The 25,055-nt window shown below is 34.6% G+C and carries 23 protein-coding genes; 7 read left to right on the forward strand and 16 right to left on the reverse strand.

What is annotated here, in order from left to right; translation table 11 throughout:
• Positions 1–108: 108 nt before the first annotated feature.
• The 5 genes from T335_RS0110155 to T335_RS22675 all read right to left on the reverse strand — a co-directional run bounded on the left by T335_RS0110155 (position 109) and on the right by T335_RS22675 (position 5,770).
• Positions 109–2,097: a CotH kinase family protein gene (locus T335_RS0110155; RefSeq protein ID WP_026477453.1), complete on the reverse strand. Its 1,989-nt coding sequence runs from the start codon at positions 2,095–2,097 to the stop codon at positions 109–111.
• 32 nt (positions 2,098–2,129) lie between these two features.
• Complete coding sequence (locus tag T335_RS0110160; protein WP_026477454.1) at positions 2,130–2,801, reverse strand: DUF4956 domain-containing protein; 672 nt, start codon at positions 2,799–2,801, stop codon at positions 2,130–2,132.
• A gap of 15 nt (positions 2,802–2,816) precedes the next feature.
• Positions 2,817–3,494, reverse strand: a complete 678-nt coding sequence (locus tag T335_RS0110165; protein ID WP_026477455.1) for a polyphosphate polymerase domain-containing protein — start codon at positions 3,492–3,494, stop codon at positions 2,817–2,819.
• A 559-nt stretch (positions 3,495–4,053) separates the two neighbouring features.
• Positions 4,054–4,680 carry a response regulator transcription factor gene (locus tag T335_RS0110175; RefSeq protein ID WP_026477456.1) on the reverse strand — a complete coding sequence of 209 codons (627 nt, stop codon included), beginning with the start codon at positions 4,678–4,680 and terminating at the stop codon, positions 4,054–4,056.
• A gap of 25 nt (positions 4,681–4,705) precedes the next feature.
• On the reverse strand, positions 4,706–5,770 hold the full coding sequence (locus tag T335_RS22675; protein ID WP_026477457.1) for a sensor histidine kinase: 1,065 nt from the start codon (positions 5,768–5,770) through the stop codon (positions 4,706–4,708).
• A 218-nt stretch (positions 5,771–5,988) separates the two neighbouring features.
• Between T335_RS22675 and T335_RS0110185 the strand changes: the two genes are divergently transcribed.
• From T335_RS0110185 to T335_RS0110210, 6 genes are all read left to right on the forward strand, one after another.
• Positions 5,989–6,921 (forward strand): ABC transporter ATP-binding protein, encoded by a 933-nt coding sequence (locus T335_RS0110185; RefSeq protein ID WP_026477458.1) that lies wholly within the window; start codon positions 5,989–5,991, stop codon positions 6,919–6,921.
• Between the two features lie 11 nt (positions 6,922–6,932).
• Entirely contained in the window at positions 6,933–8,048 is a 1,116-nt protein-coding gene (locus T335_RS0110190) for an ABC transporter permease (RefSeq protein ID WP_026477459.1), read from the forward strand.
• A complete protein-coding gene (locus tag T335_RS0110195; RefSeq protein WP_026477460.1) occupies positions 8,035–9,198 on the forward strand; it encodes an ABC transporter permease in 1,164 nt (387 codons plus the stop codon). The genes T335_RS0110190 and T335_RS0110195 overlap by 14 nt, the downstream gene beginning before the upstream one ends.
• Before the next feature lie 634 nt (positions 9,199–9,832).
• Positions 9,833–10,486: a response regulator transcription factor gene (locus T335_RS0110200; RefSeq protein WP_026477461.1), complete on the forward strand. Its 654-nt coding sequence runs from the start codon at positions 9,833–9,835 to the stop codon at positions 10,484–10,486.
• Positions 10,483–11,877: a sensor histidine kinase gene (locus tag T335_RS0110205; protein ID WP_026477462.1), complete on the forward strand. Its 1,395-nt coding sequence runs from the start codon at positions 10,483–10,485 to the stop codon at positions 11,875–11,877. Before T335_RS0110200 ends, T335_RS0110205 begins: the two co-directional genes overlap by 4 nt.
• A gap of 83 nt (positions 11,878–11,960) precedes the next feature.
• Positions 11,961–12,899, forward strand: a complete 939-nt coding sequence (locus T335_RS0110210) for a hypothetical protein (RefSeq protein WP_026477463.1) — start codon at positions 11,961–11,963, stop codon at positions 12,897–12,899.
• A 302-nt stretch (positions 12,900–13,201) separates the two neighbouring features.
• Here the strand turns inward: T335_RS0110210 and T335_RS0110215 are convergent, their stop codons facing one another.
• The 3 genes from T335_RS0110215 to T335_RS22275 all read right to left on the reverse strand — a co-directional run bounded on the left by T335_RS0110215 (position 13,202) and on the right by T335_RS22275 (position 15,263).
• Positions 13,202–14,461: an acyl-CoA thioesterase/bile acid-CoA:amino acid N-acyltransferase family protein gene (locus T335_RS0110215; protein WP_026477464.1), complete on the reverse strand. Its 1,260-nt coding sequence runs from the start codon at positions 14,459–14,461 to the stop codon at positions 13,202–13,204.
• A 2-nt stretch (positions 14,462–14,463) separates the two neighbouring features.
• The gene (locus T335_RS0110220; RefSeq protein ID WP_026477465.1) at positions 14,464–15,048 is read right to left on the reverse strand and encodes a PadR family transcriptional regulator; all 585 of its coding nucleotides are present in this window, start codon (positions 15,046–15,048) and stop codon (positions 14,464–14,466) included.
• A 71-nt stretch (positions 15,049–15,119) separates the two neighbouring features.
• Positions 15,120–15,263 (reverse strand): hypothetical protein, encoded by a 144-nt coding sequence (locus T335_RS22275; protein WP_156943667.1) that lies wholly within the window; start codon positions 15,261–15,263, stop codon positions 15,120–15,122.
• Positions 15,264–15,434: 171 nt separating this feature from the next.
• Here T335_RS22275 and T335_RS22565 point away from each other — a divergent pair, with 171 nt between their 5' ends.
• Positions 15,435–15,593, forward strand: coding sequence for a hypothetical protein (locus tag T335_RS22565; protein WP_207640663.1), 159 nt, complete (start codon positions 15,435–15,437; stop codon positions 15,591–15,593).
• Positions 15,594–15,805: 212 nt separating this feature from the next.
• On the opposite strand, the gene T335_RS0110230 is transcribed toward T335_RS22565, so the two are convergent.
• From T335_RS0110230 to hypB, 8 genes are all read right to left on the reverse strand, one after another.
• Positions 15,806–16,330 carry a GNAT family N-acetyltransferase gene (locus tag T335_RS0110230; protein ID WP_026477466.1) on the reverse strand — a complete coding sequence of 175 codons (525 nt, stop codon included), beginning with the start codon at positions 16,328–16,330 and terminating at the stop codon, positions 15,806–15,808.
• A 51-nt stretch (positions 16,331–16,381) separates the two neighbouring features.
• The gene (locus tag T335_RS0110235) at positions 16,382–17,257 is read right to left on the reverse strand and encodes an AraC family transcriptional regulator (protein WP_026477467.1); all 876 of its coding nucleotides are present in this window, start codon (positions 17,255–17,257) and stop codon (positions 16,382–16,384) included.
• Positions 17,258–17,564: 307 nt separating this feature from the next.
• A complete protein-coding gene (locus T335_RS0110240; protein ID WP_026477468.1) occupies positions 17,565–17,957 on the reverse strand; it encodes an RNA polymerase sigma factor in 393 nt (130 codons plus the stop codon).
• A 315-nt stretch (positions 17,958–18,272) separates the two neighbouring features.
• Positions 18,273–19,664 (reverse strand): S41 family peptidase, encoded by a 1,392-nt coding sequence (locus T335_RS0110245; RefSeq protein ID WP_026477469.1) that lies wholly within the window; start codon positions 19,662–19,664, stop codon positions 18,273–18,275.
• Between the two features lie 216 nt (positions 19,665–19,880).
• A complete protein-coding gene (locus T335_RS0110250) occupies positions 19,881–20,222 on the reverse strand; it encodes a hydrogenase maturation nickel metallochaperone HypA/HybF (protein ID WP_026477470.1) in 342 nt (113 codons plus the stop codon).
• Positions 20,223–20,257: 35 nt separating this feature from the next.
• Positions 20,258–21,169: a DUF5692 family protein gene (locus tag T335_RS0110255; RefSeq protein ID WP_026477471.1), complete on the reverse strand. Its 912-nt coding sequence runs from the start codon at positions 21,167–21,169 to the stop codon at positions 20,258–20,260.
• Between the two features lie 92 nt (positions 21,170–21,261).
• Complete coding sequence (locus T335_RS0110260) at positions 21,262–23,958, reverse strand: FAD-dependent oxidoreductase (RefSeq protein ID WP_026477472.1); 2,697 nt, start codon at positions 23,956–23,958, stop codon at positions 21,262–21,264.
• A 26-nt stretch (positions 23,959–23,984) separates the two neighbouring features.
• Positions 23,985–24,662: a hydrogenase nickel incorporation protein HypB gene (gene hypB / locus T335_RS0110265; protein WP_026477473.1), complete on the reverse strand. Its 678-nt coding sequence runs from the start codon at positions 24,660–24,662 to the stop codon at positions 23,985–23,987.
• Between the last annotated feature and the right edge of the window lie 393 nt (positions 24,663–25,055).

Below are 25,055 nucleotides of genomic sequence, written 5' to 3' on the forward strand. Positions count from 1 at the left end.
CGCTAATTCTCTGTTAATTATAGCACTTAATTAATATTAATGAAAAATTATCTGTATTTGTTAAACAATATAGAGTCGCAAATGATAATTTTCTGCGACTCTTAGGACTTAATAACTTTTTTTGAAGAAGGAAACAAATAATAGAGCAATAATTAGCATAAGTGACAACATACCCATTTGAATAAGATTATTGGTCGCCATTTTGGGGCCTTCTGTAGCACTATTCAGCATTACAGGGAGCATCTGAATCTGATCAACAGTTAATCCTATAGAAGTAAGTATTTCCACTACTTCGCTAGTTATTTCTCCATTAGTCTGCTGGATGATTTCCATCCCTTTGCTCATAATTTCTATATCTAGCGTATTATTCATGCCTCCTGGAAATGGGTTCATATTTTGCCCATTCCTTCTATCGGAGAAATCTCCGTTATTGCCACCTCTTCCCCCCATCATACTACCAAGGTCTGATAAATTTAAATTCTCTGCAGATACTAGCTGATCAGGATTTGCATTTTGCCCTTCTGTAGTAGAAGGAATAGTGCCATCAAGCTGCCCCTGTACACTATCAGCCCGAAGATTACCAAGGGTAATAAAGGTTGAAACAGCAGTCTTATACTGATCATAGGTAATAAATGCAGTTGCGTCTTTTTCTACATAATCAGATATTAAGGAATCAAGTTCATTAACTCTTTCCTCAAACTTACCATTTGCAAAGTAAGTATCAATCAATTGCTGCAAGTAGTTGTGATACCTTTCTGTATACTCAGTATTTGCAAATAGCTTTTCTATCAAGGGCCTACTTGACATATCAACCCCACTTAATGGTGTATCAATGGGAAAATTTATTACAGATGATGCATTTCCACTTTGAAACCCACCCCAAGCAAGATTATAGTCCCACGGTAGAACAGTAATTTGACCGTCACGCTCATATATATAGTAATTTTGTGCCATACTTGAGCTATAACTATCAAGATTTACAACAATAGTATGGGCAGCCAAATAGCGTAATATCTGGTCAACATCAAAATATGTTTCTAATTCTCTATCCTCAGAAAGGGCTTTTAGCGCTTCTACAACCCGCTGAAAATCTCCCTCTGTTCCTTTTCCTACCACATTATTAAAAATTGCGCTGTAACTTTCGGTGTTATCATCTGTATATTCGAGACTCCCCCCCGAATCACCCCGCCCACCTATATTTGCAAAATTTCTATCCATACCCCCAATTCCACCTTCTGTTTGTGCTGAAGGTATTACTCTGTCTCTGTCGGTATTAATTTGCGGGCTTAAATTAGGTCTAGTATTTCCACCAGATGGTTGAGAAGGTTGAACTTCATTATTCTGTTGAGGGGTTTCTCCTCCTCTTGGCCTTTCTATAGGGACATTTTCAGGTCTTTGAGACCTATTATTTTCTTCATCTGGCATATTTGGAAGATTTCCTCCTTGCTGTCCGGGCTGGTTCCCTCCTAAATCCATGCTTTTTACGTTGTACAGCATTCCTGCTGTGTCTCCAAAAACCCGTTGTTCATAACTTTTGTTATATAGTTCAACTGCAAGGTAAAGTCCCCAATTTTCACCGTTTACTTTTATGTCGGCATAGCCGAAATAGGGGGCATCTACGCCAATTTTTTGCATTAATTCATAGGAAACATACTCCTTCATATAAGTGTTATCGGCATGGATATTATTTACAACAAAACTCTCAAGCCCAAAGCAAGTCTGTCCTTTAATATACTGGTCAAATTTTAAGCGAAAACTATATCTATCGCTTTCTGAACTTGCCACTTGGGTTAAGCTAGAATTACCCTTTGGACGAATACCTACATTTTTAAACTTCCTTCCATTTACAATTACATCTACCATGATATATTCTTCACTTATGGCACTATCCAGCATCTCTTGCCAATCGTCTTCATTTGCAATAATTTCAATAGAAATAATATCATGACCAAAAATCTTAGTTGCATATTCTGGCTCGGTTTTTAGAATGCCCTTTGCCTTATGAATATTTCCTATTACCACTAAAGCTATGCTTGTTATCAAGGCAAAAACCAAGGCTATCGTTACAATTATGTTAATTTTTTTATTTTTTATCATGATTTCACCTCGAATTTTCTTATTGTAATAAATTAAGCGACATATTCGCCGTTATAGCTTACAAGACAAGCATTGTTAACACCATTTATAGTCAGCAATTCATTAAGAACCTTTGCAGACATATCTAAAAGTCGAACTTCAACAGTAAGTTCAATGCCGTTTCTAGAAACAGTTTTCGCCTTAATCAAACTTTTCTTAGTTTTTTCTTTTATTATTGCCATGCAGTCCCTTTCGGCTTCATCATTATCCAGATTAAGCACCACAATATATGGTGTGTCATTACTTTTCTTATTTACAAACACAAGGAGAATAATTCCAATAAAAACCGATCCAATAATACCAAGGGGAATCAACCCTGCACCTATTACAATTCCTGCCGAAATAGCCCAAAACAGAAATGCAATGTCTAGCGGCTCTTTAACAGCTGTTCTAAAACGAACGATAGACAAGGCACCTACCATACCAAGAGACAAAATGATGTTTGATGTCACTGCAAGTATAATAAGGGTTGTAATTAAGGTCATAGCCATAATTGAAACACCAAAGGATGCTGAGTACATAACCCCTGAAAAAGTTGCTTTATAAACATAAAATATAAAAAGCCCTATGGCAAAGGATAAAAGCATTGCAATTCCTACATCTAAAATTGAAAACTCCACTGCCTTTTCTAAAAAACTTGATTTAAAAATATCATTAAATGTCATTATAATACCTCCTAGTTATATCATTCTTGTGACTGCATATTTTGAAAATGCAGTACTACTCCTACTGGAAAGAGAAACCATACCTCGAATAATCTCTGGCAGAAAGCTATCATATTTCACTTCGAGAATATAGACTCCTGAAAGTGGTACAGGAATAGCCTCAGTTCTCAGAAAATCTTGGACGTTATTGCTTGTACGAATATCATAATCTAAGGTGACACGCACATTTCCCATATTGTAGATAAAAGCCTCCCGCATATAGTCCACAATGTTTTTGGGTCTAAGCTGCTGGTATAGCATTTTGCTGTACAACTCCATACACAAGGTATTTCCATTATCCTTTAGGGTAGCAATATCTCCATTAAGCAAACGTCTACATTCATTTGCCGTTATGATAGCATTTTCCTTATAACAAAATCCATTTTTCTTGCTCTTTTTTTCAAGACGGATAAAGGATATATCGTTGTTATAAAGACGTAATCGGAACTTTTCTCGTTCGTTTACACCGTCAATTTTTTCTTTTAAGGCTTTGTCGTTATAGTTGTCAAAGTATAGACTCTTCACCCTATATCCATTTTCTATTGCGGCATTTTTGTCAATATCAGCCACAAATGGAAGCCTTGCTCTAAGCTGCAATATGTCAGCATAGTTTATATAATGCTTCATTTCATGTCTGCCTGTTGATTCTCTCATTTTTCTCACCCCTTTTCTTTGGAATAACTTAATACTAAACTAAGAAACTGAAATGTAATTGTTTGTTATCTGAACTTTGTCTGAATTATTATAAAAATTTACCTAGTCATATTAGTTATGTATGAGACATTCCATATAAGTCTTAATAAAATAAAATTCCCCTAAACTCTTAGTTTAAGGGAACAGAAAATACATATTTATTTTTACTTAAAAACCAACAGAAATATTATGGTCCATTCTTAATATAGCAAAAATTCTAAAATAGGATAAAAAATGTAGGTATTTTTTAGTCCCTCGTAACCTTCAGATGCTTCAGGCTCTTTGCAAGTTCATCGTAATCTATGCAATCTAGTATTTCTTTCATCTTAGCATCAATATGCTTATCTATCATCTTAAGTACAAAATCAGCTATTTTACAAGTAACACCCGCAATGCTTAAAGGCACAGGAATAAAAAACTTTAATGAAATTATCCTTATCTACACTTCTTTGCTATCACGCAATTTAAACTTGCAATGGCTATTAAATTCTATTTGAATAAACTAAACCACTTAAAACTACTAATGTAGATGGTTGAAGAAAAAAATTGCAAGCTGAGTTCGGTCTCTTAATTCCAATTTCTCTAAAATAACGCTTATGTAGTTTCTCACCGTCCCCTCACTTAAAAACAATTCCTTAGCAATTTCCTTGTTTGATAGGCCCTTTGAAACCAAAGAAATAATCTCAAATTCCTTATCTAAAATGCTGTAGTCTTGATAATTTTTTTTATTAGCTTGATTAGTCATAACCGATGGGAGCTTATTAATAATTTCTTCACCAAAAACATTCTGACCAGAATAAACTGCATTTAATGCTGGTATGATGCTGTTGTAATGCTGTTTTAAAATATATCCCTTTGCTCCTATCTTTAAAGCTTTAATAATGTACTCATCATCTGCAAAGGTAGTTAAAAAAAGAACCCTTCCATTGGGAAAAGTATTTAATATTTCTTCAGCTGCTTCTAACCCATTTATATTTCCCATTCTAATATCCATTAAAATGATGTCAGGTTGATAGACTTCATATAGTTTTATAGCGTCTTCCCCACTATTGGCCACGGCCAACACTTCAAAACCATTCTCTGCCTCTATTATCGTTTTTAATGATGATGAAACAAGAATATCATCGTCTACAATTACTATTTTCATATTCTCCGCCCCCTAAACATACATATTATGCCTTCATAAATGAAATAAATATTTTAAATCCTTTTGATTGATCGAAATTCACGATTCCATTTAGTGATGCAACTCGTTGCTTAATACTCTCAAGGCCCATTCCTTTGAAATTATCAGGGTTCAATTTCTTATTGCCATTATCATATATAATAAGTTGAAAAAGCTTTGGGTGTTCATATAAACTTATAGAAACCAAGTCAGCATTAGAGTGCTTTATCACATTCGATAGTGCCTCTTTAATAATGGCTATGATAGCATATTTAGCCTTTGCAGGCATATCTCCAGTTATTTCATAATTTAATGTTGTTTTACAAAATGTAAAATTATTAAGTAATTTATTTATCTCCCCATAAAGGTCAATAGAATGATCGTGTAGGTTGTGTACACTATCTCTTATAGAGTTCATGCCTTCATTCAAAGTTTCCTTAACCACTTCAAGATGTTTTATAGTATTCTGATCTTTACTCACAGCTATGATAGCCCCAATCTGTAAAATGGAGCTAGAAAGTAGATGTCCTACATTATCATGTATTTCTCGTGCAATTCTATTTCTTTCGTTTAAAGTAGCAAGATTAACCTCTACGTCTTGTTTACTAACTAACTCATTAATTTTTTCTTCAAGAGAAATAGAAATCTCTGTTAGATAGTCCCTTTGGTTTATATATTCATCTCTAAGTTTCTTTTCATTAGTTTCTCTTAATTTTAATAGATATACAATTACACTTATGGCTATTAAAACACCCATAGTGCCTGATGAAAATTGGTTAATGTGTATGGCATAGGGAATTAAGGCTAACAGTGTTAATATTTGTCTTTTAGTTCTTAGTAGGTCATAGCTTATTAAGGGCAAAAAGAAAACAAATTGTACATAAAACCCAGATAATATTAAAGAAATAAAAAATAAACCTTTATCCAATTTGTCATTATTAAAATATTCTAATAATCCACTTATTGCAATAGCAAATGCCATTGCAATAATCCCTTCATAGGGAGTGAACTCAATCAAAAGAAGCCAGCAGGTTCCCACAAAAATAATCAGTTTGTTTAGTATATTCCCCATAACTTGCCTCCCTTACTTGACATCACCTTAATTATAGCATATCAAGACCCTTCAATTAAACAAGGTCTTATCGCAAAATATCTAAATATTTCCTTTGCTGAAATCTATTATACAGTAATATTACAATTGTCATATTAATCTGATGACAAATTACACTGCCCCTTACTAATTATTTCTACTACAATAGTATTATAAAGAAAAAGAAAGGGATGTTGATTATGATCGTAAAAATTGAAAATTTAGTCAAACGATATGGAGATTTAATAGCTCTTGACCATTTAAACATTGAAATTAAGGAAGGTGAAATTTTTGGACTTTTAGGACCAAATGGTTCTGGAAAAACAACGGCTATAAATTGCCTACTATCTTTACTAAAATTTGATAAAGGTAGCATCGAAATATTTGGGAAAGAGATGAAGCCTTCCGCCTATAGCATAAAACACAATATAGGTATTGTTATGCAACATGTAGCAGTTTTTGAAGAATTAACTGTTTACGAGAATATTGATTACTTCTGTGGTCTTTATATTACCGACAAGAAAAAACGTAGAGAGCTGGTGGAAGAGGCAATTGATTTTGTTGCTTTAAAAGACTTTGTAAAGTTTTATCCAAAAAAATTAAGTGGTGGTCTTTTAAGAAGACTTAACATTGCCTGCGGAATTGCCCACAAGCCAAAGCTAATCATTTTAGATGAGCCAACTGTCGCCGTTGACCCTCAAAGTAGAAACAATATTCTAGAAGGCATCAAACGACTAAATGCTGAGGGGGCAACCATTATATATACCTCCCATTATATGGAGGAGATTGAGCAGCTTTGCTCCAGATTAGCTATATTAGATAAGGGTAAGGTCATTGCATCGGGAACAAAGGAAGAAGTTAAGGGAATGATCTCACTAGGAGAAAAGATTGTGGTAGAAACCTTCAATATCAACGAAGATCATCTAGCTCAAATATGTGAAATACCTAATGTTATTGATGTTGAACTAAAGGAGAATACATTAACCATCAAACAAAGGAATGGTGCAAGTAATCTCGTTAATATAATAAATTTTATTGCAGAAAATGATATAAGCTACGGTAAAATTTATTCGGAATTACCAACGCTAAATGATGTATTCCTTGAAATAACAGGCAAAGAATTAAGAGATTAAGGAGGTCTATTATGTCATTTCATATTTTCAAATATAGCTTTAAGTCCCTACTTAAAGACAGGATGTCTTTATTCTGGTTGCTTTGTTTCCCCCTTATTTTAGCTACATTCTTTAATCTAGCCTTTTCAAACCTAATGTCAAATGAATCCTTTGAAAAAGTTAAAATCGCCATATCAACGGATCATGTAGTGCCAGAAGGACTTGAGGAGGCAATGAAGGAAAGTAATCTTTTTGATATATCTTTTATAACTGAAGCAGAGGCTAAAGCGCTTTTATCAGAAAAAGAAATAACAGGTTATATCAAAAATACCCACGAACTTGAATTAGTAATTTTTGATTCTGGTCTTAATCAATCTATTGCTAAAGTTTTTTTAGACAGTTATCTTCAGGTTTCCACCACCATTTATAATATTATCGACGGTAATCCTCAGATAATTCAAATGGGATTCCTAGAAAACTTAAGTTTAAATGATGGGTTTACAGAGGAAATACCCGCAAGTAGCTCAATGAACATGGTGGTTGTCTACTTTTTTGCCCTACTGGCAATGACCTGTCTCTTCTCAGCCGTAGCAGGTTCCTATTCCATCTCAATAATTCAAGCAAATCAAAGTACCCTTGCAGCAAGAATTAATGTTGCACCTACCCCTAAGCTAAAAGCGTTTTTATCGATGATCTCTGCTACTATATGTTTTCAGTTCATGTCGGCAATTATTGCAATAACCTACATTACACAAATTTTGAAGATAGACTTCGGTGATAAAATCCTACACATTGGCCTACTGTGTTTAGTGGGTTGTTTTACAGGAACGATGTTTGGTACTTTATTCGGTTTGGTTGTAAAATTAAAGGCGGAAATTAAAGATATGTTGGTCTCTAACATCATCATGATTATGTGTTTTCTATCGGGTATGATGGTTTTACAGATAAAGTATATTGTCCAAGAAAAAGCTCCAATTATCGCCTACATCAATCCTGCAAACTTAATCACCGATGGCCTTTACGCCCTATACTATTACGATACATTTAATAGATACTTCCTAAACCTTGCTTTACTAGGTGGACTGGGATTAGTCTTTTGTACCATTACCATATTGGTTTTAAGGAGGCAAAAATATGCAAGTATTTAAAGCTTTTACTAAAATTGTTCCAAAAAAATTCCTTGGTGTTTTTATGATCTATACAATTATATTTGTTGTGCTAGCCATCTTTTTCTCAAGAAGTGGTTTAACCCAGATGGAAGATGCCTTTGAACTATCAAAGGTTAAGGTTTCTGTTATCAATGAAGACAATACAGTACTAGCCAATGGATTAGAGAGTTATATTAGCCATATTGCAAAACCTGTAGAAATTGAAATAGATGAGGAAAGCATTAAAGATGCACTTTTCTTTCGCCATACAGAATTTGTTATTTTTATTCCTAAAGGTTTTCAGGAAAGTTTCACATCTTCAAATTATCAAAGGATAAATACTATGTCTGTTCCCAATTCCACAAATTCGGAATATGCAAAGTCCCTTATTGATAGATATTTAAACACTGCTAAACTATATATTGTAGCCTACCCTGAAATTTCTCTTGAAGAGATACATGAAAAAGTACTCAGGGATATATCAACAGAAGTTAATGTATCTTTTCTTGACAAAGTTGCTAATAATAGTATGTCTTACCTCAATGGATACTTTAATTTTTTATCTTATATATTGATAGCTATGCTGATATCAATGGTGGGTCGTATCATGTTAATATTTAATAATAAAGAAATTAAAATGCGTAACTATTGTGCACCTATTAATATCAAAAGCTATAATCTCCAGCTTATTTTCGGTAATCTGTCAATTGCCCTCATTATTTGGTTGATATTTGTTGTATTGGCTTTTGTTTTATATAAAAACACATTTACCCAAACTGGTTCATTTTTATTTATAATTAATTCCTTTATTCTAACTTTACTTTGTTTAAGCATAAGCTTTTTAGTTGCTACCTTTGCAACAAAAAATTCCATAGATCCTATCGGAAACTGCCTTTCCCTTGGGTTATCATTTTTAGGTGGTACCTTTGTACCACAAGCGCTTTTAAGTAATACTTTACAAACCATTGGAACCTTCAATCCAATATTCTGGTATATAAAGGTCAATGATGCTATCGGAAACCTTACTAGCCTTACTCAATCAACACTGGAGCCCATCATCTACGGTTTTCTCGTTCAATTAGCTTTTGTTGTTGCCTTACTTTCTATTTCGTTAGTAGTAATTAAACAAAAACGATATTCCCAGCAGTAAAAGTATCATTTAATATATCTAAAAAATTAAGGGGCTATCTTAACATGATTTCTTAAATCATTAAAAGACAGCCCCTTTTTGCTTTGGCTACTAAATTAGCCTACTCTATAGGATTTTCACCCCATTTTTTGTCACTCCAGCAATAGAGTTTTTTATCCTTCTCATATACATAGTCAATTCGAACATACAAAGGGGGTTCTTCTAATAGGCTAAATATATCTTTTAAAAATAATAGATCCTCTTCTGTAGGAGCAATTTGCCTATAGGTCCCTCCCCAAGTCCCTTGCTATAAGTTCATCCCTTAATGCAATATCATCAATATAAGCTTCATTTGACTAACTAAGATCGTAAAATCCGTCATCCTTCTGCACCTCCAAACCTTAATCAATATTTGTAGATAAAATGAGTTAAGTTTATCTTAAAAGTTAACTCAGATAAATGACAACGATATTCATTAGTATTTATGTTATAGAACTAAAGACGGAATTATTCAGGACCGATGGTTTTTGATAGCATGTTAAATTGGAGTATAATAGTGATATAAAAAGCTATGCAAATTGTAAAAATAACGTTACACTTTACAACTCTATAATATAATGATGGTAACATTATTGAAATAAGGAGGTTGATCAATATGACATCCATTTTAATCGTTGAGGATGAAGTTGCTATCAATGAACTAGTTAAAAGAAATCTACAGCTTGTGGGATATCACTGCACTTCTGTTTTTGACGGAAAAACTGCTATTTCCGAAATGCAGCGTCAATCCTATGATCTAATTGTTTTAGACATTATGCTGCCAGGACTCGACGGATTTGAGGTGATAAAACATGCTAATGAAACACCCACAATCTTTCTAACGGCCAAAAACAATCTACCAGACCGAATAAAAGGCTTTTCAATGGGTGCAGATGATTATTTAACAAAACCCTTCGAAATGCTAGAGTTACTGGCCCGTGTAGAAGCAGTACTAAGACGGACTCAAAAAAACAGAAACTATTTTGAAGTAGGAGATGTAAAAATTGATTTCAATAGTCATCAGGTATATCTTAATGGACAGCTTGTAGAGTGTACCCCGAAAGAATATGAATTATTAGAGGTTCTGGTGAACAATCGCAATATAGCCCTCTCCAGAGAAAGGTTATTGGATTTGGTTTGGGGCTATGATTTTGAGAGAGACTCTCGTACCATAGATGTACACATACAAAAACTGAGAAAAAAATTGGGTTGGGAAGATGTGATAAAAACAATTTATAAGCTGGGTTACCGTCTGGAGGTCCTCCAATGAAACAAAGAACTTTTTCTACCACCCTTGCGCTCTTTCTCTTCTTTTTCAATCTTGGGATATTTATTATTTCAGTTACTATATTTAAAGACACTATAAGTCGAGCAGAGGAAAGAAGCCTAGGAGAACACTATTTTATCACATCAGCTCTTATAAAAGATTTCCACGCCGTAGAAAGTCGAGGAATTGCTATAGAGGGATCTTTCAGCTCTCTACTCCAGCCATACAGCTATCTATCTGGAGATAAAAAAACTGGACTTGCGTTTTTTAAAAACAATCAGCTTGTCTATTCAAGTCAGGATACATCAATGCTTCAAAATAATTTATTAAAGTCTTCGAAGGATGGAATCCGTGTTTCAACGGTACGTAAAGTAGAAAAAAAAACTTATGTCATCGTCTCAGGAAAACTTCCCGTTCCTTATGACTCCTACGCATTGGTTTATATTTATGATATATCAGAAGCCATAAGTTCTTGGAGCAATCTAAAAAATATGCTATTCCTGGCGGGATTTCTTCTTTCTGTTTTACTTTCTTTTGGTCTTCTTATTATACTTAATCAGATATTCAAGCCCCTAAAACAGATCTCACAGACCTCCAAGAACATCGCAAAGGGCGCATATGAAACTAGGCTTCCAATTTACGGACATGATGAGCTCTCTGAAATGGCACGGAGCTTTAATCACATGGCCGAGGAAATCCAGCATCAGATGGCAGAGCTTATTGATACTGCGGATAAAAAGCAGCAGTTTATTGATAACTTCGCCCATGAGATTCGTACACCGCTGACCGCTATCTATGGGTATGCAGAATACATGCAAAAAGCCCTTTTATCGGAGGACGACAGGTTATCAGCATTAAATTACATCATGTCTGAAAGCCGACGTCTTCAGACCATATCATTTCAGCTGCTGGAACTGGCAAACCTGCAAAATAATCTGATCACTTGTGAGGAGCAAAAAATATCCCGTCTCTTCGAGATGGTCAGGCAAACTTTATACAGCAAGCTTGCAGAAAAAAACATAAATATAGAGTTCAGCAGCGAAATAGAGACGATTTGGGGAGACGCCTGTCTGTTAGAAAGTCTGCTTATAAACTTGATTGATAATGCAATAAAGGCCTGCGGAAAAGGCGGACACATTTTTGTATGTGGGGCTAATGAAGCTGGTAAAAAAACGATCAGCATCCGTGACAACGGAAAAGGCATGACTCCCGAAGTCCTTTCACAAATCATGGAACCCTTCTACCGGGGAGAAAAATCCCGTAACCGTAGCACCGGTGGAGCGGGACTGGGGCTTGCTATCTGCAAACAAATTGCTTTGCACCATGGAGCAGAGCTAAGTTTCACCAGTTTTCCTTGTAATGGAACAACAGCAAAAATAACTTTTACAACTTAATCATAACTCGATTACAATTCTATAATTAAGACCACCTATACTACTTATGTGATCACAAATAAATTTATAAAGGAGAGATTTACATGAAAAAAACAAGCTCAGAAAAAAACCATTTTAAAAAGCCCATTATAGCTGCCGCAATAATCATCGGGGCAAACATAATAGCATTTCAAGGATTTACACAGGCAGCCGCAACGGCGGAATATAATAAGACAAATATTATTCCAACAAGCTACGCAAATAGTACGAGCATTTCATTCCATACAGTGGAAAACAGTTTACTAGAAGGCTATACAAAAGCGAATTATACAGTTGGAACAATTGAACTTCCCTATTACAAAGATCAAATGCCTGCTGAAAAAGACATGACAAAAGAAGTAGCGGCTGAACTTGCGGCACAATACCTTTGGCAGATGTACGGTGCAGATTTAGAGGGTCAGACCATCAAAATGGGTTATAATGCACCGACAGACAACACTCCACGTCCAATGTGGATTGCCGATGTGGAGATGAAAGACCAAGCCTACAACGATGGATATCGTGTACATGCTTATAGAGTGGAGATCGATTCTGTTACCGGGGAGCTTTACAATATCTATTTAAACAGAGCACTAAAAGAAAAGGTTCATGCAGGCCCAGACTGGTCTCTTGACGAAAGTGAATATGAGGCTGTGGCAAAAAAGCTGGCAGAAAAATATAATATCGTCCACAGCGCCGTCCAATCGATTCACAGCACCGGACAAGGATCCTATTTTTCAACAAATACTAGTAGCACTTACGGCGACCCAACCATCAGTTTTCAAATTCATGGAGAAAACGGGGAAGTTGCCCTCATGACAATTTCCAGATACGATAAAGTATTATTAGGTGTGATGTATAATGGACAATATAAATATGATCTCATAAGAATCGAAGAGCTGATACAAGAAATGGAAACAAAGACAAAAATAAAGGATGACACAAGAAAAGAAGCCGCAACCTCTACCAAACGCGATGTCCCAACTTTAATGGATGAATATTAAAAGACCTCACAATATAAAGTAAATATCAATACTCGAGAGTCCAGAAAACAGGATAGTGAATTCTGTTTTCTGGACTCTCATAGAATCAGACTTATGTTTACTTTTACGGTTCTTAACTCATGAAAATATCACACGGGATAATAGACCATGGCTATATTAAATATATTACTATCAAACTATGCCATTGTTGACTACGCTCTTCTTGAAAGGAATATGAACGCTGTATATCTCCTTCCCTACAATAGAGATGTGACCTATTCTTACTGACTGTTTCATATACCATTGTAAACAGATCCGTTTATCTACAACTCATTGAAATTCTCTGACAAAAATTTTAGTGTTGTATCCCAAGCTTTTTTGTTAGCATTTGCAGCATTTTGTGCTGTAACTGATGGGTGATCAATCATAGGGGGTATATTGGGCAGAAAGAAAGTGTGTCCCATATCATTAAAATCAAGGTGTTTTGATTGATAAAAATTATTAATTTTCTCTAAAGTTTGCATCATATCTTTACACATTTTTGAGGAAGACCAAGTAGTATCTTTTTCTCCTGAGATCATTAGAATAGGACATACTATTTTTTCAATTGGTATACGAGCTCTTTCTAATTGTTTAGGAGTAGAAGTATTTAACGCAATATCATGGATTTTACGTATGTCAATGGGATTCATGTCTTTTGAGAATTTTGTATCCACTGGATACTTTACAAAATCTATCGGATGGTTATTATAAGTCCATGATGATTTATTTTGATGCTCGTTCATTGAAATTCCTTCAAACACGTGGGAAGAAGGAACATAAGCAATAATAGAAGCTAAATGTTTAGAAAAATATGCCCCAAACAGTAATGATAATTCACCACCTTTAGAAATACCCATTAAGCTTATATTATTTTTATCAATTTCCGATTTACCTTTAAGCCAGTCAAATGCTTTTTTAAAATATTCTATTTTAATTTCAATGAGTTCACTTGGCAAATTGTCATTTTGTACGTCAAAATAATTCAAAGCTAGAGTTGCATATCCTTTAGTACTAAGCAGTGCTGCCATTTGTTCTGCCCATAGAAGACCTCCAGTAGACCCCCCAATAACTATTACAGCTGGTAAATTATTTTCTTTTTTAGGTTTAAATAGTTTGCCTATTATTGGATTTTGAACGATTTCTTGTTCAGTATTAGAGTTTGTAAAGTTAATCTGCACTTCTCTTTTATCTTTTACTTTACCTTCTACTAACAAAGATAAACTTACCTTATGAGATCGAGTACTCATTTTTAAAAATATAGGAGGAAAATGAGCATTACTTTCTTTTAACTGCATAGACCATAGCAAACCATTAGGATCACAATTATTATAAAACCCTTCGTCAGGTGCTACTTTTTCTAAATTAATTTTCCCCTCATGATCAGATGTGAAAATTGCATAGGAATACCATGTTCTCTCCATATCATCCTGCATTTCTGCAGATAGCTTTACCTGTTGCTTAGGTTTCAATCCTGTAATTAAAACATTTAGATTTTCGTAGATTAACTGATTAGTTGATGGCAAAACTATTTTAGGATTCATCCTTAATCTCTCCTTTTTATTTTATTTATGTCTGGTAGATGAACTTCAAATGATTCTTTAGATAATAGATCCTTTATTTCTTTTAAAAAATTTATATTTACTTCTATGTGAGTACAACCATTTTTAAACAGAGCTTTCATATAATTTGGCAATTTTTTAGATTGTATTTCTTCTTTTGCTTTCTCAGCCTCTTTCCAACTTCCTAACTCTTTTTCCAGATTTTTTATATGGGTATCTATAGCTTTTATTGCTTTTTCATAGGGTAATTCTCCTAAAAAAGTTACAGCAGTGTATAAAGAATTGGGGAAATTTAGGTCTACTTGACTGAGGGTATCTTCTAATTCTCTTTCAAAAAAGTGTTCTCCTTTTTCAGTAATGGAATAAATTGTTCGTGAGCGATTTCCAACGCTTTCAATAGATTGAACTTTTATTAGATTTTCTTCTTCCATTTTATTGAGAGCATAATATATAGATCCTATTTTAATACCTGCCCAACTTTCTGCATGACTTAATTTTAAATATTGAAGGATTTCATAACCAGTCAAATCTCTTTGTTGTAATAAACCTAATACCATTATTTTTATCAAACAATTTCCTCCTTCTGTCATATATTCAAATTTGATTATTAAAATTTGAATATATGATATAATAATTATACTTAAATGTCAACTGTATTTGTCGTTTCATTTAGATATTTGATATGCTTTTCATTCTGTAATTCCTTATTAACTGACTCTGATCTCCACTTTGGCTTTTTAGCTACGGTAAAATAGTTGTGGATTTCTATTTCTTTTTTTAACATTTTTTCAAAATTTCATACCATTTCACAAAACACTTCATTCTTCAAAATTTCTTCTCCCCTATAAAGCAAACTCCCCTAAACTTATATCGCCTAGGGGAGCATATATTATTCTTTGACTTTTATTTAAACCTTATAAACCTTTTTAAATATTAAAGCAAGGAGGCGTTACAATTGACCTACAATGCATATTATAGTCAACCACATCTTGAACCTCCACTACCATTCGATGATTTTCAACAACCCTACGCAGTAGATCCAGGAGCAATTAGATTCTGTCTATTTAGGTTTACCTTCGTAGAACTAATTAATGGAAGAACATTTGTATTCTAGCCCGTATTTGAAAAGCCCTACCTTAGTTTCTGGCTGGCAGCATACTAGACGAGGATGGAACGTTATTGGTATTGATTAAAGAGAAATTAGAATTTTTAGGTGTTATTTTAAAATTTAGTTTAGATTAATAAAAAAGAAAGTAAAAACAGTTACATTGATTGAAAGATCCATCTACCTGTCCACCATACACTCGTCAATTGGGCATGATGCAATTAAAAATTTAATGAATATATACTATGTAAATACTTTTTCCCTCTAAAAAGCTCATGCTTTGAACCAGTTAATACGAAACCTAGTTTTTCTGCCAAACCTATAGACTTATGATTTTCAATATAAATACAGGCATTTATCTCTTTTATATCCATTGAGCCCTTAGCAAATTCAAGAATTCCATTTAAGGCTTCATGATACATGTATCCTTTTCCCCAAAATTCTTTTTTCAAATCATAGCCTATTTCAACTTTAGAATCTTTAATACTCCAACAGTGGAATCCACAACTTCCCACCTTCACCCCATCAGCTTTTCGAATTACTATCCATCTATGGTGTAGTCGTGGTTCAGGTTCTAAATAAAATTCTATAATTTCATCTGCCCCACTAATATCTGTCAATGGTTCAGCATCAAATAAGTATCTATTTATATCATCATCAGAAAATTGACTAAAGATAAATTCCCGATCTTTTTTATCAATGTTTCTCAGTAATAACCGATCTGTTTCTATATCATTAAAAAACATGTTTTTTTCCTCCTCTTTTTTTTTGCCAATATCATTAATAAAAAATTATATTTACTTTATTGAAATGTAATAATCTACAAGATTTTCATTTTCATAAATAATCTCATAGTCAGGAGTTTCAGCAAGCTGGAAGCCCGAATTAGGAAGCCATAGACCGTCAATATAATCATATACTGACTGACTCAATATTTCACCATTTAGAGTGTTATTTTTAGTATCATAGCTAAAAACAGCATATTTCCCTTGAGGTAAAATTTTTTTTACCATACCAGTAGGAATATTCTCATATTCTAGTACTTCAACACAATAGAAATAAGTGTAATTAATTTCATCGTCCACTTTACCGATATCATCCGAATTATAATCATATACAGCATAGTAGGTTTCATTATTTACTCTTTTTTCGATAGTTCTTACCATTTCCATAAATTGATTTTTTACTTTTACTAAAAGTTCAAACTTTATATTTTCTTCTTGATTGATTTTTCTAGCTATACCTAAAAGTCGTCTCTCCTCTTTACAAATAATCTCTGGTTTTAATATTACTCCTTCACCTTCATTATCTTTACAAAGTAAATTAACCTTTTCATAAAGAATTGGCTCTATTTTAAGCTTTCGAAAACCGCTTGGTGGCATACCATAAGCCAATTTAAATGATCGGGTAAATGCCTCGTGGGATTCGAATCCATACTGAAAAGCTATTTCTATTATGCTTCTCTTTGAGGTTACTATATCAAACATTGCCTCGCTCAGTTTTCTTTTACGCACATATTCCTTTATTGGGCACCCTACAATTGCAGAGAACACCCTATAGAAATGAGGAATTGAATACCCAGCAACTTTGGATATTTGCTCCAGACTAACATTATTTTTCAAATTCCTCTCAATATAATCTATTGATTTTTGAAGGTTAACATAATAACTCAAATTAAATCCTCCCTTTGGACCCTAAGTTTAATAATACATTCTAGAAATGCTAAAATCTTGATATTTTTTATCATCTTTATATAATGATACATAGTGTTATTTGAACAAATAAATAATATCTAAGAATCTAGGTTATCATATTTCATTGTTATTATATTGAAAATTCTGTATCTGTACAACCCTATAGATGATCCATCTAGTCCCTCACTAAAAAGTATGACAAAGAAAGGAAAGTTTTCACTTTAACATTTAGATTGGCAATTAACAAGAAACTAGCCTAAAGTTATTGTATAGGCTAGTTTCTTGACTATTTTATTAATTTTAGTTTCATCTCTTCTTCTACATTTTTAGTTTCATGGTAGCCTTTAATCTGAACTGTCAAAGGTATTTTATCTATAGAGTCTTTATCAGAATTAGAAAAAATATCTTGATCTAACGATTCAAGTTTTATATCATAGGAGGTCACATAATACTTTATTCCCTCTTTATTCTCCTTAGAATGGTTTTGAAATATATCCTCTATATCGTGATGATTATATAAATAAGACCAAGCAATTTTATAGTATTTACTTCTTTTGCTCTGCATCCATCTCATAAAGGACTTTACATCTTTTTTTCTAATATCTTTAATAATACTTCTATTAGACGCTACAGAAGCATTATTTCCTAATACGCTACTAATAAGATGACCAAGTTTCACTTCCCCCTCACCTTCCCTTCATCAATTAGAGTGAAAACACTATGGAAAAGTTCCACAAATCTTTATTTTTTATTTTTCCTACATAGTTTAATAATTGTGGGCTATAGCAATGATTAAATTAATCATCATCTATAAAAAATTTAGCTAATGTGACTCCTTTATATTCTATTCTTGAATAAAAAAATGAAGTCAACCCTATTGGATGATTGACTTCATAGTTCTAACAATTGAATTCGTCTTCTTGTGAAGTTCCGACTAGAGGCATAGATCTTCTTCTTCAACCCCCTACACCTCCACAGGTAGTGCTATAAATCATCAAAAACTGTCTTCTTCAATTAACTGCAACACAGTCTCTAGGGCATCTATGCCGGGACGATTTAAATGGTGGGGTGTGGTGGGGAACTCATTTAAAGCTCGACCATCACTATCGGTTAAATAATCTATATCCCATCTTAATATAATGCCAGTCTTAGGCAAGGTAAAGAAAGACCCTGCACTACTTGTGGTATATGCACCACCAGTCTCTTCTCCTACAAGGGTAGCAAAGCCCATTTCTTTTGCATGGCGGGCAAACAGCGCAGAACCAGAAAAATTATTCCCATTGGTTAGAAGCCATATTTGCCCATTAAAAGGATAATAATTTAAAATCCCCGCCTGCCGCACATACCATTCATCAATATTACTAATACTAGTATTAAACTTAACCCCATAAGCTAAATCTACTATATCATCTTCATTAATATGTAGCAAATTATTAGTTTCTATTATTTCCTTTGCCGGTAGCAAATGCTCTGTTTCCGGTACATTACGGGTATGCTGTCCTTCCATTTTAAGATTCTTTTCTCCTAAAGATTTTCCAAGTTTGGTTCCTCGGTGAAAAGCAAACAATGGCATATCAGGCATATTCTTCCCATCGGCCCAAAGGGGCTTCATAATAAGCATTCTCCATAAATCTGGTGATCCTCCCGAATTGTCTCTGATATCAATAATTAAATGCTCATACCCTTGGATATCACGGTAAAATTTTGCCAACTCTGAAGTAGTACTAGTGTAGAAATTCATAAAACTTGGCACTTCTAAATAAGCGATCTTGTCTTCCTCAATAATTTCTGTATTTACTGTCCTGTCCGTCAACTGAATCTGAGGGTAGCCTCTAAAAATAAATTGAAAAAGAGCTTCTTCCTCTTCAACAAGGGTATTAAAAAGAGCTTCCTGTTCTTTGTAAAACCTTTGAGAGACAGAATTAGTAAAGGCATGGTAATTATCAGATGTGTAAAAGGGACTCTGCCGACTTAAATATTGGGGTTGAAATAGTTTATATAACCCGGAATCCAGCGGATAGGCATGGGCTAACCCTGCGAAATGAGAAAAAAATTCATGCCTAATAATGCTCCAAAAAATATGTTCATCTAAGTCAGGCATATCCTCCAAATCAATACCCTGTTCATTTGCATAACCTTCAAGGGAATTGGGGTAATTTTCTATCATATCCCGTGTTTCTTTCCCTAGCGCTCTTATATCGACACCAAATCTTCTTTCTGCCACACCAAAATAAGGGAAGGTGTCTTCCATTGTTTTCATCAAGTAATCAAAATCATTTAAAAAATCTTTCTTTGTTAGCTGTTTATTAGAGTTTCCACATGCCACAAATATAAGCATTACCATTAATAGTATAGCCACCATAACTAGATGAAGGAATTTTTTCATTGTCTTAACACCTCGCCATTTATGAGTTCTGTTTTTGTTTTTATATATTAACTTCTAATATCGAAAATACCCATTTCCTAAATATTCCACGAAAAACTTTAAACTCCTTTTTTAATTTGTAATATATAAAACAGTATTTCCATCTGGAATTAAAATGCCCCTAAACTAATTGTCAAGGGGCATTTTACACTTAAAGTGTTATTCAAATTCTTATATTTAACAAGCAATGATTTCTTTTATCATAAATTCTTTACCACCTAATAACTGGAAGTTTTCACTTAAACAATCTGGACATTTGCTTTTATGCTCAATGAGGTTAAAGACTTTATTACAGCTTTTACAGATACCATTACCGGGCAATATTTCAATTTTTAATTTTGTCTCTTGTAATAGGGTTCCATCGACGGCAGCTGGGTAACAGGCTTCTATATATTTAGGAATCATTGATGAAAGCTCACCAATTTGAAGAACCAACGTATCAATTTGGGTCACTCCATTTTTTTTAGCAAAACCTTCAACTGTTTTAATTACTTCCATCACAACACCTAATTCATGCATATGAACTCACCTCTGCTCCTATGGGGTTATGAATCTCACGATATGAACTGACTTTTCTTAATTTCTTTTGTATCGACCCAAATTTCATCCTTAAGGGGATTAAATCGATACTTAGCTATTCGATATAACTGCCAAATAGCAAGGATACCATTAAGCCCTAAAGATATCCAAGCCAAGGTCCAATTAGCTGTAGGATTGTAGCTTACACTCACATTAAAACCGCTGCCTGTAGCAAAGAAATAGGGGAATGTCATTACCCACATCATCCAAAAGGATAAGGTATGGGCACGATTTTGCATCCAAGTCCCTTTTGCCCAAAATAGAGCAGGAACAATAGGTGCAATATTTAATGCAACACCAGAATAGAAGGCATTACCTGGTGCACATGAATATACGTATGAAATATTCCAGACGGCGTAGGCTATAATATACATAATGGTCTGATCTGGCCAAACCATATCTTTGCGCTTACCAGTAGTTCCATAAATACCAGTCCAACCACAGATTAATAGCATACTTAGAATACCTGCAATAGCATTTACGTAATTCCAGCCACCAGAGATATAATACATACCATCAACCATTCCATTAAAGCCCCCTAACCCTACCTGCAGTTCACGTATCGCCGCTTCTAGTATATTTAAGGCTAAGATGGCTGGAACGAGATTGATGTACCATTTATGCTTTTTAGGATAATCAGTAAATCTAATCACCATATAGATCATACTACCTGTTAGAGCAGAGTATACCTTTACCCAATGAAACCAAGATGTGATTTCATCTCCCTTCATTAACCAAATTGGAGTAAGTAGCACGGGTAAGACCATAAATATAGCAATACTTCCCCATTTACTTAAGCGTATGAATTCATTTAGTCCAATAAGAACTCCCAGTACTGCTAACCACATTAAAGCATTATACCAAGGGATTGCTTCGAAAAACCACATAAAACAACACTCCTTTTCAATGAATTATTTTAGCTAGAAAAAGCAACGCTGCGTGGGAGAAAAAACGGTTAAAGATGCACTTAATTGGGTTTTTAGACACGCCCTAGGGTAAATAATTTACCTATGGAGGTTTTTACCTTTTTAACCACAATTCGCCCCTTGCGTTTTACTATGTATTTCGCTACTGTAGGTCTTAATTCACTTAACTCTATATTGCTGGCATCGTATTTCCGTACTAAAGAGATAGCATCAAACTTACATTTTGTCACACATACGCCACACCCTACACATAGATACTCATCTACCACCGTAGAACCACAACCGAGACAGCGTTCTGTTTCCTTCTTGATTTGTTCTTCTGTAAATGTAGTTCGTAAATCCCTGAAGGTCTCTTTGGATTGATCTCCGTCTACATGGCTAGATTTCTGTCTTGGAAGCCTATCGTAGCCTTCAAGATTAAGATTTTCTTTATCAAATCCACGGTATTCTCTATTAATACGACCAAGGGTGAGGCTTTGCCCAGGTTGAACATAACGATGAATTGAAATTGCGCCTTCCTTTCCTAAAGCAATGGCATCGATGGCAAACCTTGGACCAGTCAAAACATCTCCCCCAGCAAATACATCAGCTTCACCAGTTTGGAAGGTAATAGAATCTGCTTTTATAGTCTTGTTGGGATTTAATTCTATTTTACTATCTACTATTAAGTTGCCCCAATCTATTGCTTGACCTACAGAAATTAGTACATGGTCTGCCTTGACAATCTTAGTTTCATTTTCATCATACTGAGGATTAAACCTGTTATTCTCATCAAAGACAGAAATGCATTTTTTAAATTCTACCCCGATGACACTTCCGTTTTCCACAAGAATACGTTTTGGACCCCAAGAATTGTTGATACTAATAGCTTCTGATAAGGCTTCCTCAATTTCTTCAGTAAGTGCAGGCATTTCCGCTCTACTTTCTAGACAATATAGTTCTACCTGTGATGCGCCAATTCGTGTCGCCGTTCGTGCAACATCAATTGCAACATTACCACCACCTATTACAATTGCCGATCCATTTATTTCAAGCTTTTCCTTTAGGTTGACCTTCCTTAAGAAATCAACACCAGTGATAACCCCCTCAGCATCTTCACCTTCTAGCCCCAGCCTTCTGCCTGCTTGAGCTCCAATTGCAAGATAAAATGCTTCAAAGCCTTGGCTTCTTAAATCATTAAGACTTACATCCTTACCAACTTCGATGCCTGTCTTAAACTCAACCCCCAATTCCTTCAGTATGTCAATCTCTGCATTAACGACATCCTTTTCCAATCTGTAGGAGGGAATTCCCAGTGTCAACATACCACCCAGTACTTTTTCCTTTTCAAACACTGTCACCTTATAACCATCAACAGCCAGGTAGAAAGCACAAGAGAGTCCAGAAGGGCCTGCACCAATAACAGCAATTTTATTGCCGTATTGATGTTTTACTCTAGGTACATAGCGACGATCAATATTTAAATCTTGTTCTGCAATAAATTTCTTGATATCATCAATCGCAATAGGGTCATCAATATCTGTTCTGGTACAGGCGGATTCACAGCTTCTTGGGCAGATACGTCCACATACGGCTGGGAAAGGATTTTCCTGCTTGATCAGTTCAAGTGCTTCTGTATATCTTCCTTGGGAAGCCAGCTTGATATAGCCCTGAATACCAATATGTGCAGGACATTGGGCTTTACAAGGACTTGTGCCTGTATCAACAACAACCTGACTATTAATACGATAATCGGGATTCCATTTGTCGGGTCCCCATTCTGTATCATAGGGAAGAGGGCGCTCCTTTTCAACGATAGGTGTTTTGGTGCAAATTTTTTGCCCTAATTTTACTGCATTTACACAGCAATTTTCAACACATTCTCCACAGGCTACGCATTTTTCTTTATCTACACGGGAAACATAGTTTGAGCGTACCATATCAGTATTTAAAAACATCCCAGCTGTTCTTAAGGAAAGACAGGAGCATCCACAACAGTTACAAATCGCATGGGTTTTTCCTGGCCCGTCTGTGTTGGGTATCTGATGCATAAGGCCATTCTCTTCTGCTTTTTTAATAATTTCGATAGCTTCTTCACGGGTAATCTCCCTACCCCTACCTGTACGTATATAATACTCGGCAGCATGACCCATCTGAATACACATGTCTTCCTTCAGATGCCCACAGCCTTCTCCCATAACTTCTCTTGCTGTACGACAAGAACAGTCGGAAACTGAAAATAGGTCATTTTCATTGAGATATTTTGATACTTCCTCATAGGAGGCTCTTTTTGTTTCCCCCATAATAGATTTTTCGATGGGGATCACCCGCATTAAGCCTAGTCCTACTGGGAAATTACCAGCTGTCTTAGGGCCTCTTACTCTTCCATAGGCTTCAAAGGCTTCAGCTATCTGTGGATACTTTTTTACATTTTCCTTATTGTTAGCCATCATTTCCATGTGTCCTGGAATCCAAAGGTCATGCCAGTATTTATCTACTCCATCAATTTCATTAACAAAGGAAACCCCTGCCACTGCTAGTTCCCATAAGAGCTTTGATGTTTCCTCTACAGATTTACTGCACAGAGCAGCAACCTCTTCTGCACTCTTGGGCTTACGTAATTCAAGACAAAGGGCTACCTCTGCCATTTCCTCTGTAACAACTGGCTCTAGAATTTTATATTCTGGATCTTCAGGCTTAATTTCTGATTTTGAGCCACGTTTTGTCCTGCTAATTTTATTGGCAAGATCAAGTACCTTCTCTTTTACCATATGGTATCCCTCCAAATACAGTTTAGTTAAATCTCATTCTCATTCCAATTTTTTACCTCTCTACGTATCCAATCCGCCCACTCTGTAAACCCTTCACCTGTTTTGGCAGAAACAGGTATAATCTTGATATTTGGATTTAATTTCTTTACACGGCTTTTCACTGCTTCTAGGTCAAAATCAAAATAATCTATTGCATCTATTTTGTTAATCAGCAGTATATCAACTAGCGAAAACATTAAGGGATATTTTAGGGGCTTGTCATCTCCCTCTGGCACACTTAAAATCATGGCATTTTTTGATGCACCAGTATCAAACTCCGCTGGACATACTAAATTCCCTACATTTTCTAGAATGACAAAATCAACATCTTCTGTCCCTAGTCCTAAAAGACCTTGCTTAGTCATATCGGCGTCTAGATGACACATTCCTCCGGTATGCAACTGGATTACCTTTGTTCCTGTTTTTGCAACCGCTTGGGCATCTACATCGGAGTCTATATCAGCTTCCAATATACCGATCTTCATTTCATCCTTCAAAACCTCAATTGTTCTTAGTACAGTCGTTGTTTTACCTGAGCCTGGTGATGACATCAAGTTCAATAAAAATGTCTTTGTCTTTTTCAATTCTTCTCTAAGCAAATTTGCCTGTTGATCGTTATCTTCAAAAACACTTTCCTTAATTTCTAGAACCTTAAATGTATCCATATCTGATCCCCCTCTTTATCTTTAGAATTATTAAGCCTTAATCCGATGATGTTCAAACCCTCGTTAAGATTGTTATTATTTTGTCACTTTCAGTATATTCATTAAAATTGACACTGTCAAAATTGATATATACCTTGTAATTTCAATATTTCAATGTATTTATATTTCATGTTTGTTTTACACTTTAAAATCAAAAATAGCCATCTGCTAATGGTTGGTAAGAATGCTTACTAGAGATAAAAGTGTAAACTCTACTTGAAAGTAAAAAAATCTTCCTTCTTAAGATTTAAAACTCATTACGTAAAACCTTTTAAAAAATAAATAAAGTAGAACTTTCCTATTAAATAAAAAAGTTGCTTAAATGACTTAAATTCATTTAGCAACTCGATACAC

Origin of the sequence: Alkaliphilus transvaalensis ATCC 700919 (genome assembly GCF_000621485.1) — a bacterium.
GTDB classification, from domain to species: Bacteria; Bacillota; Clostridia; order Peptostreptococcales; family Natronincolaceae; genus Alkaliphilus; species Alkaliphilus transvaalensis.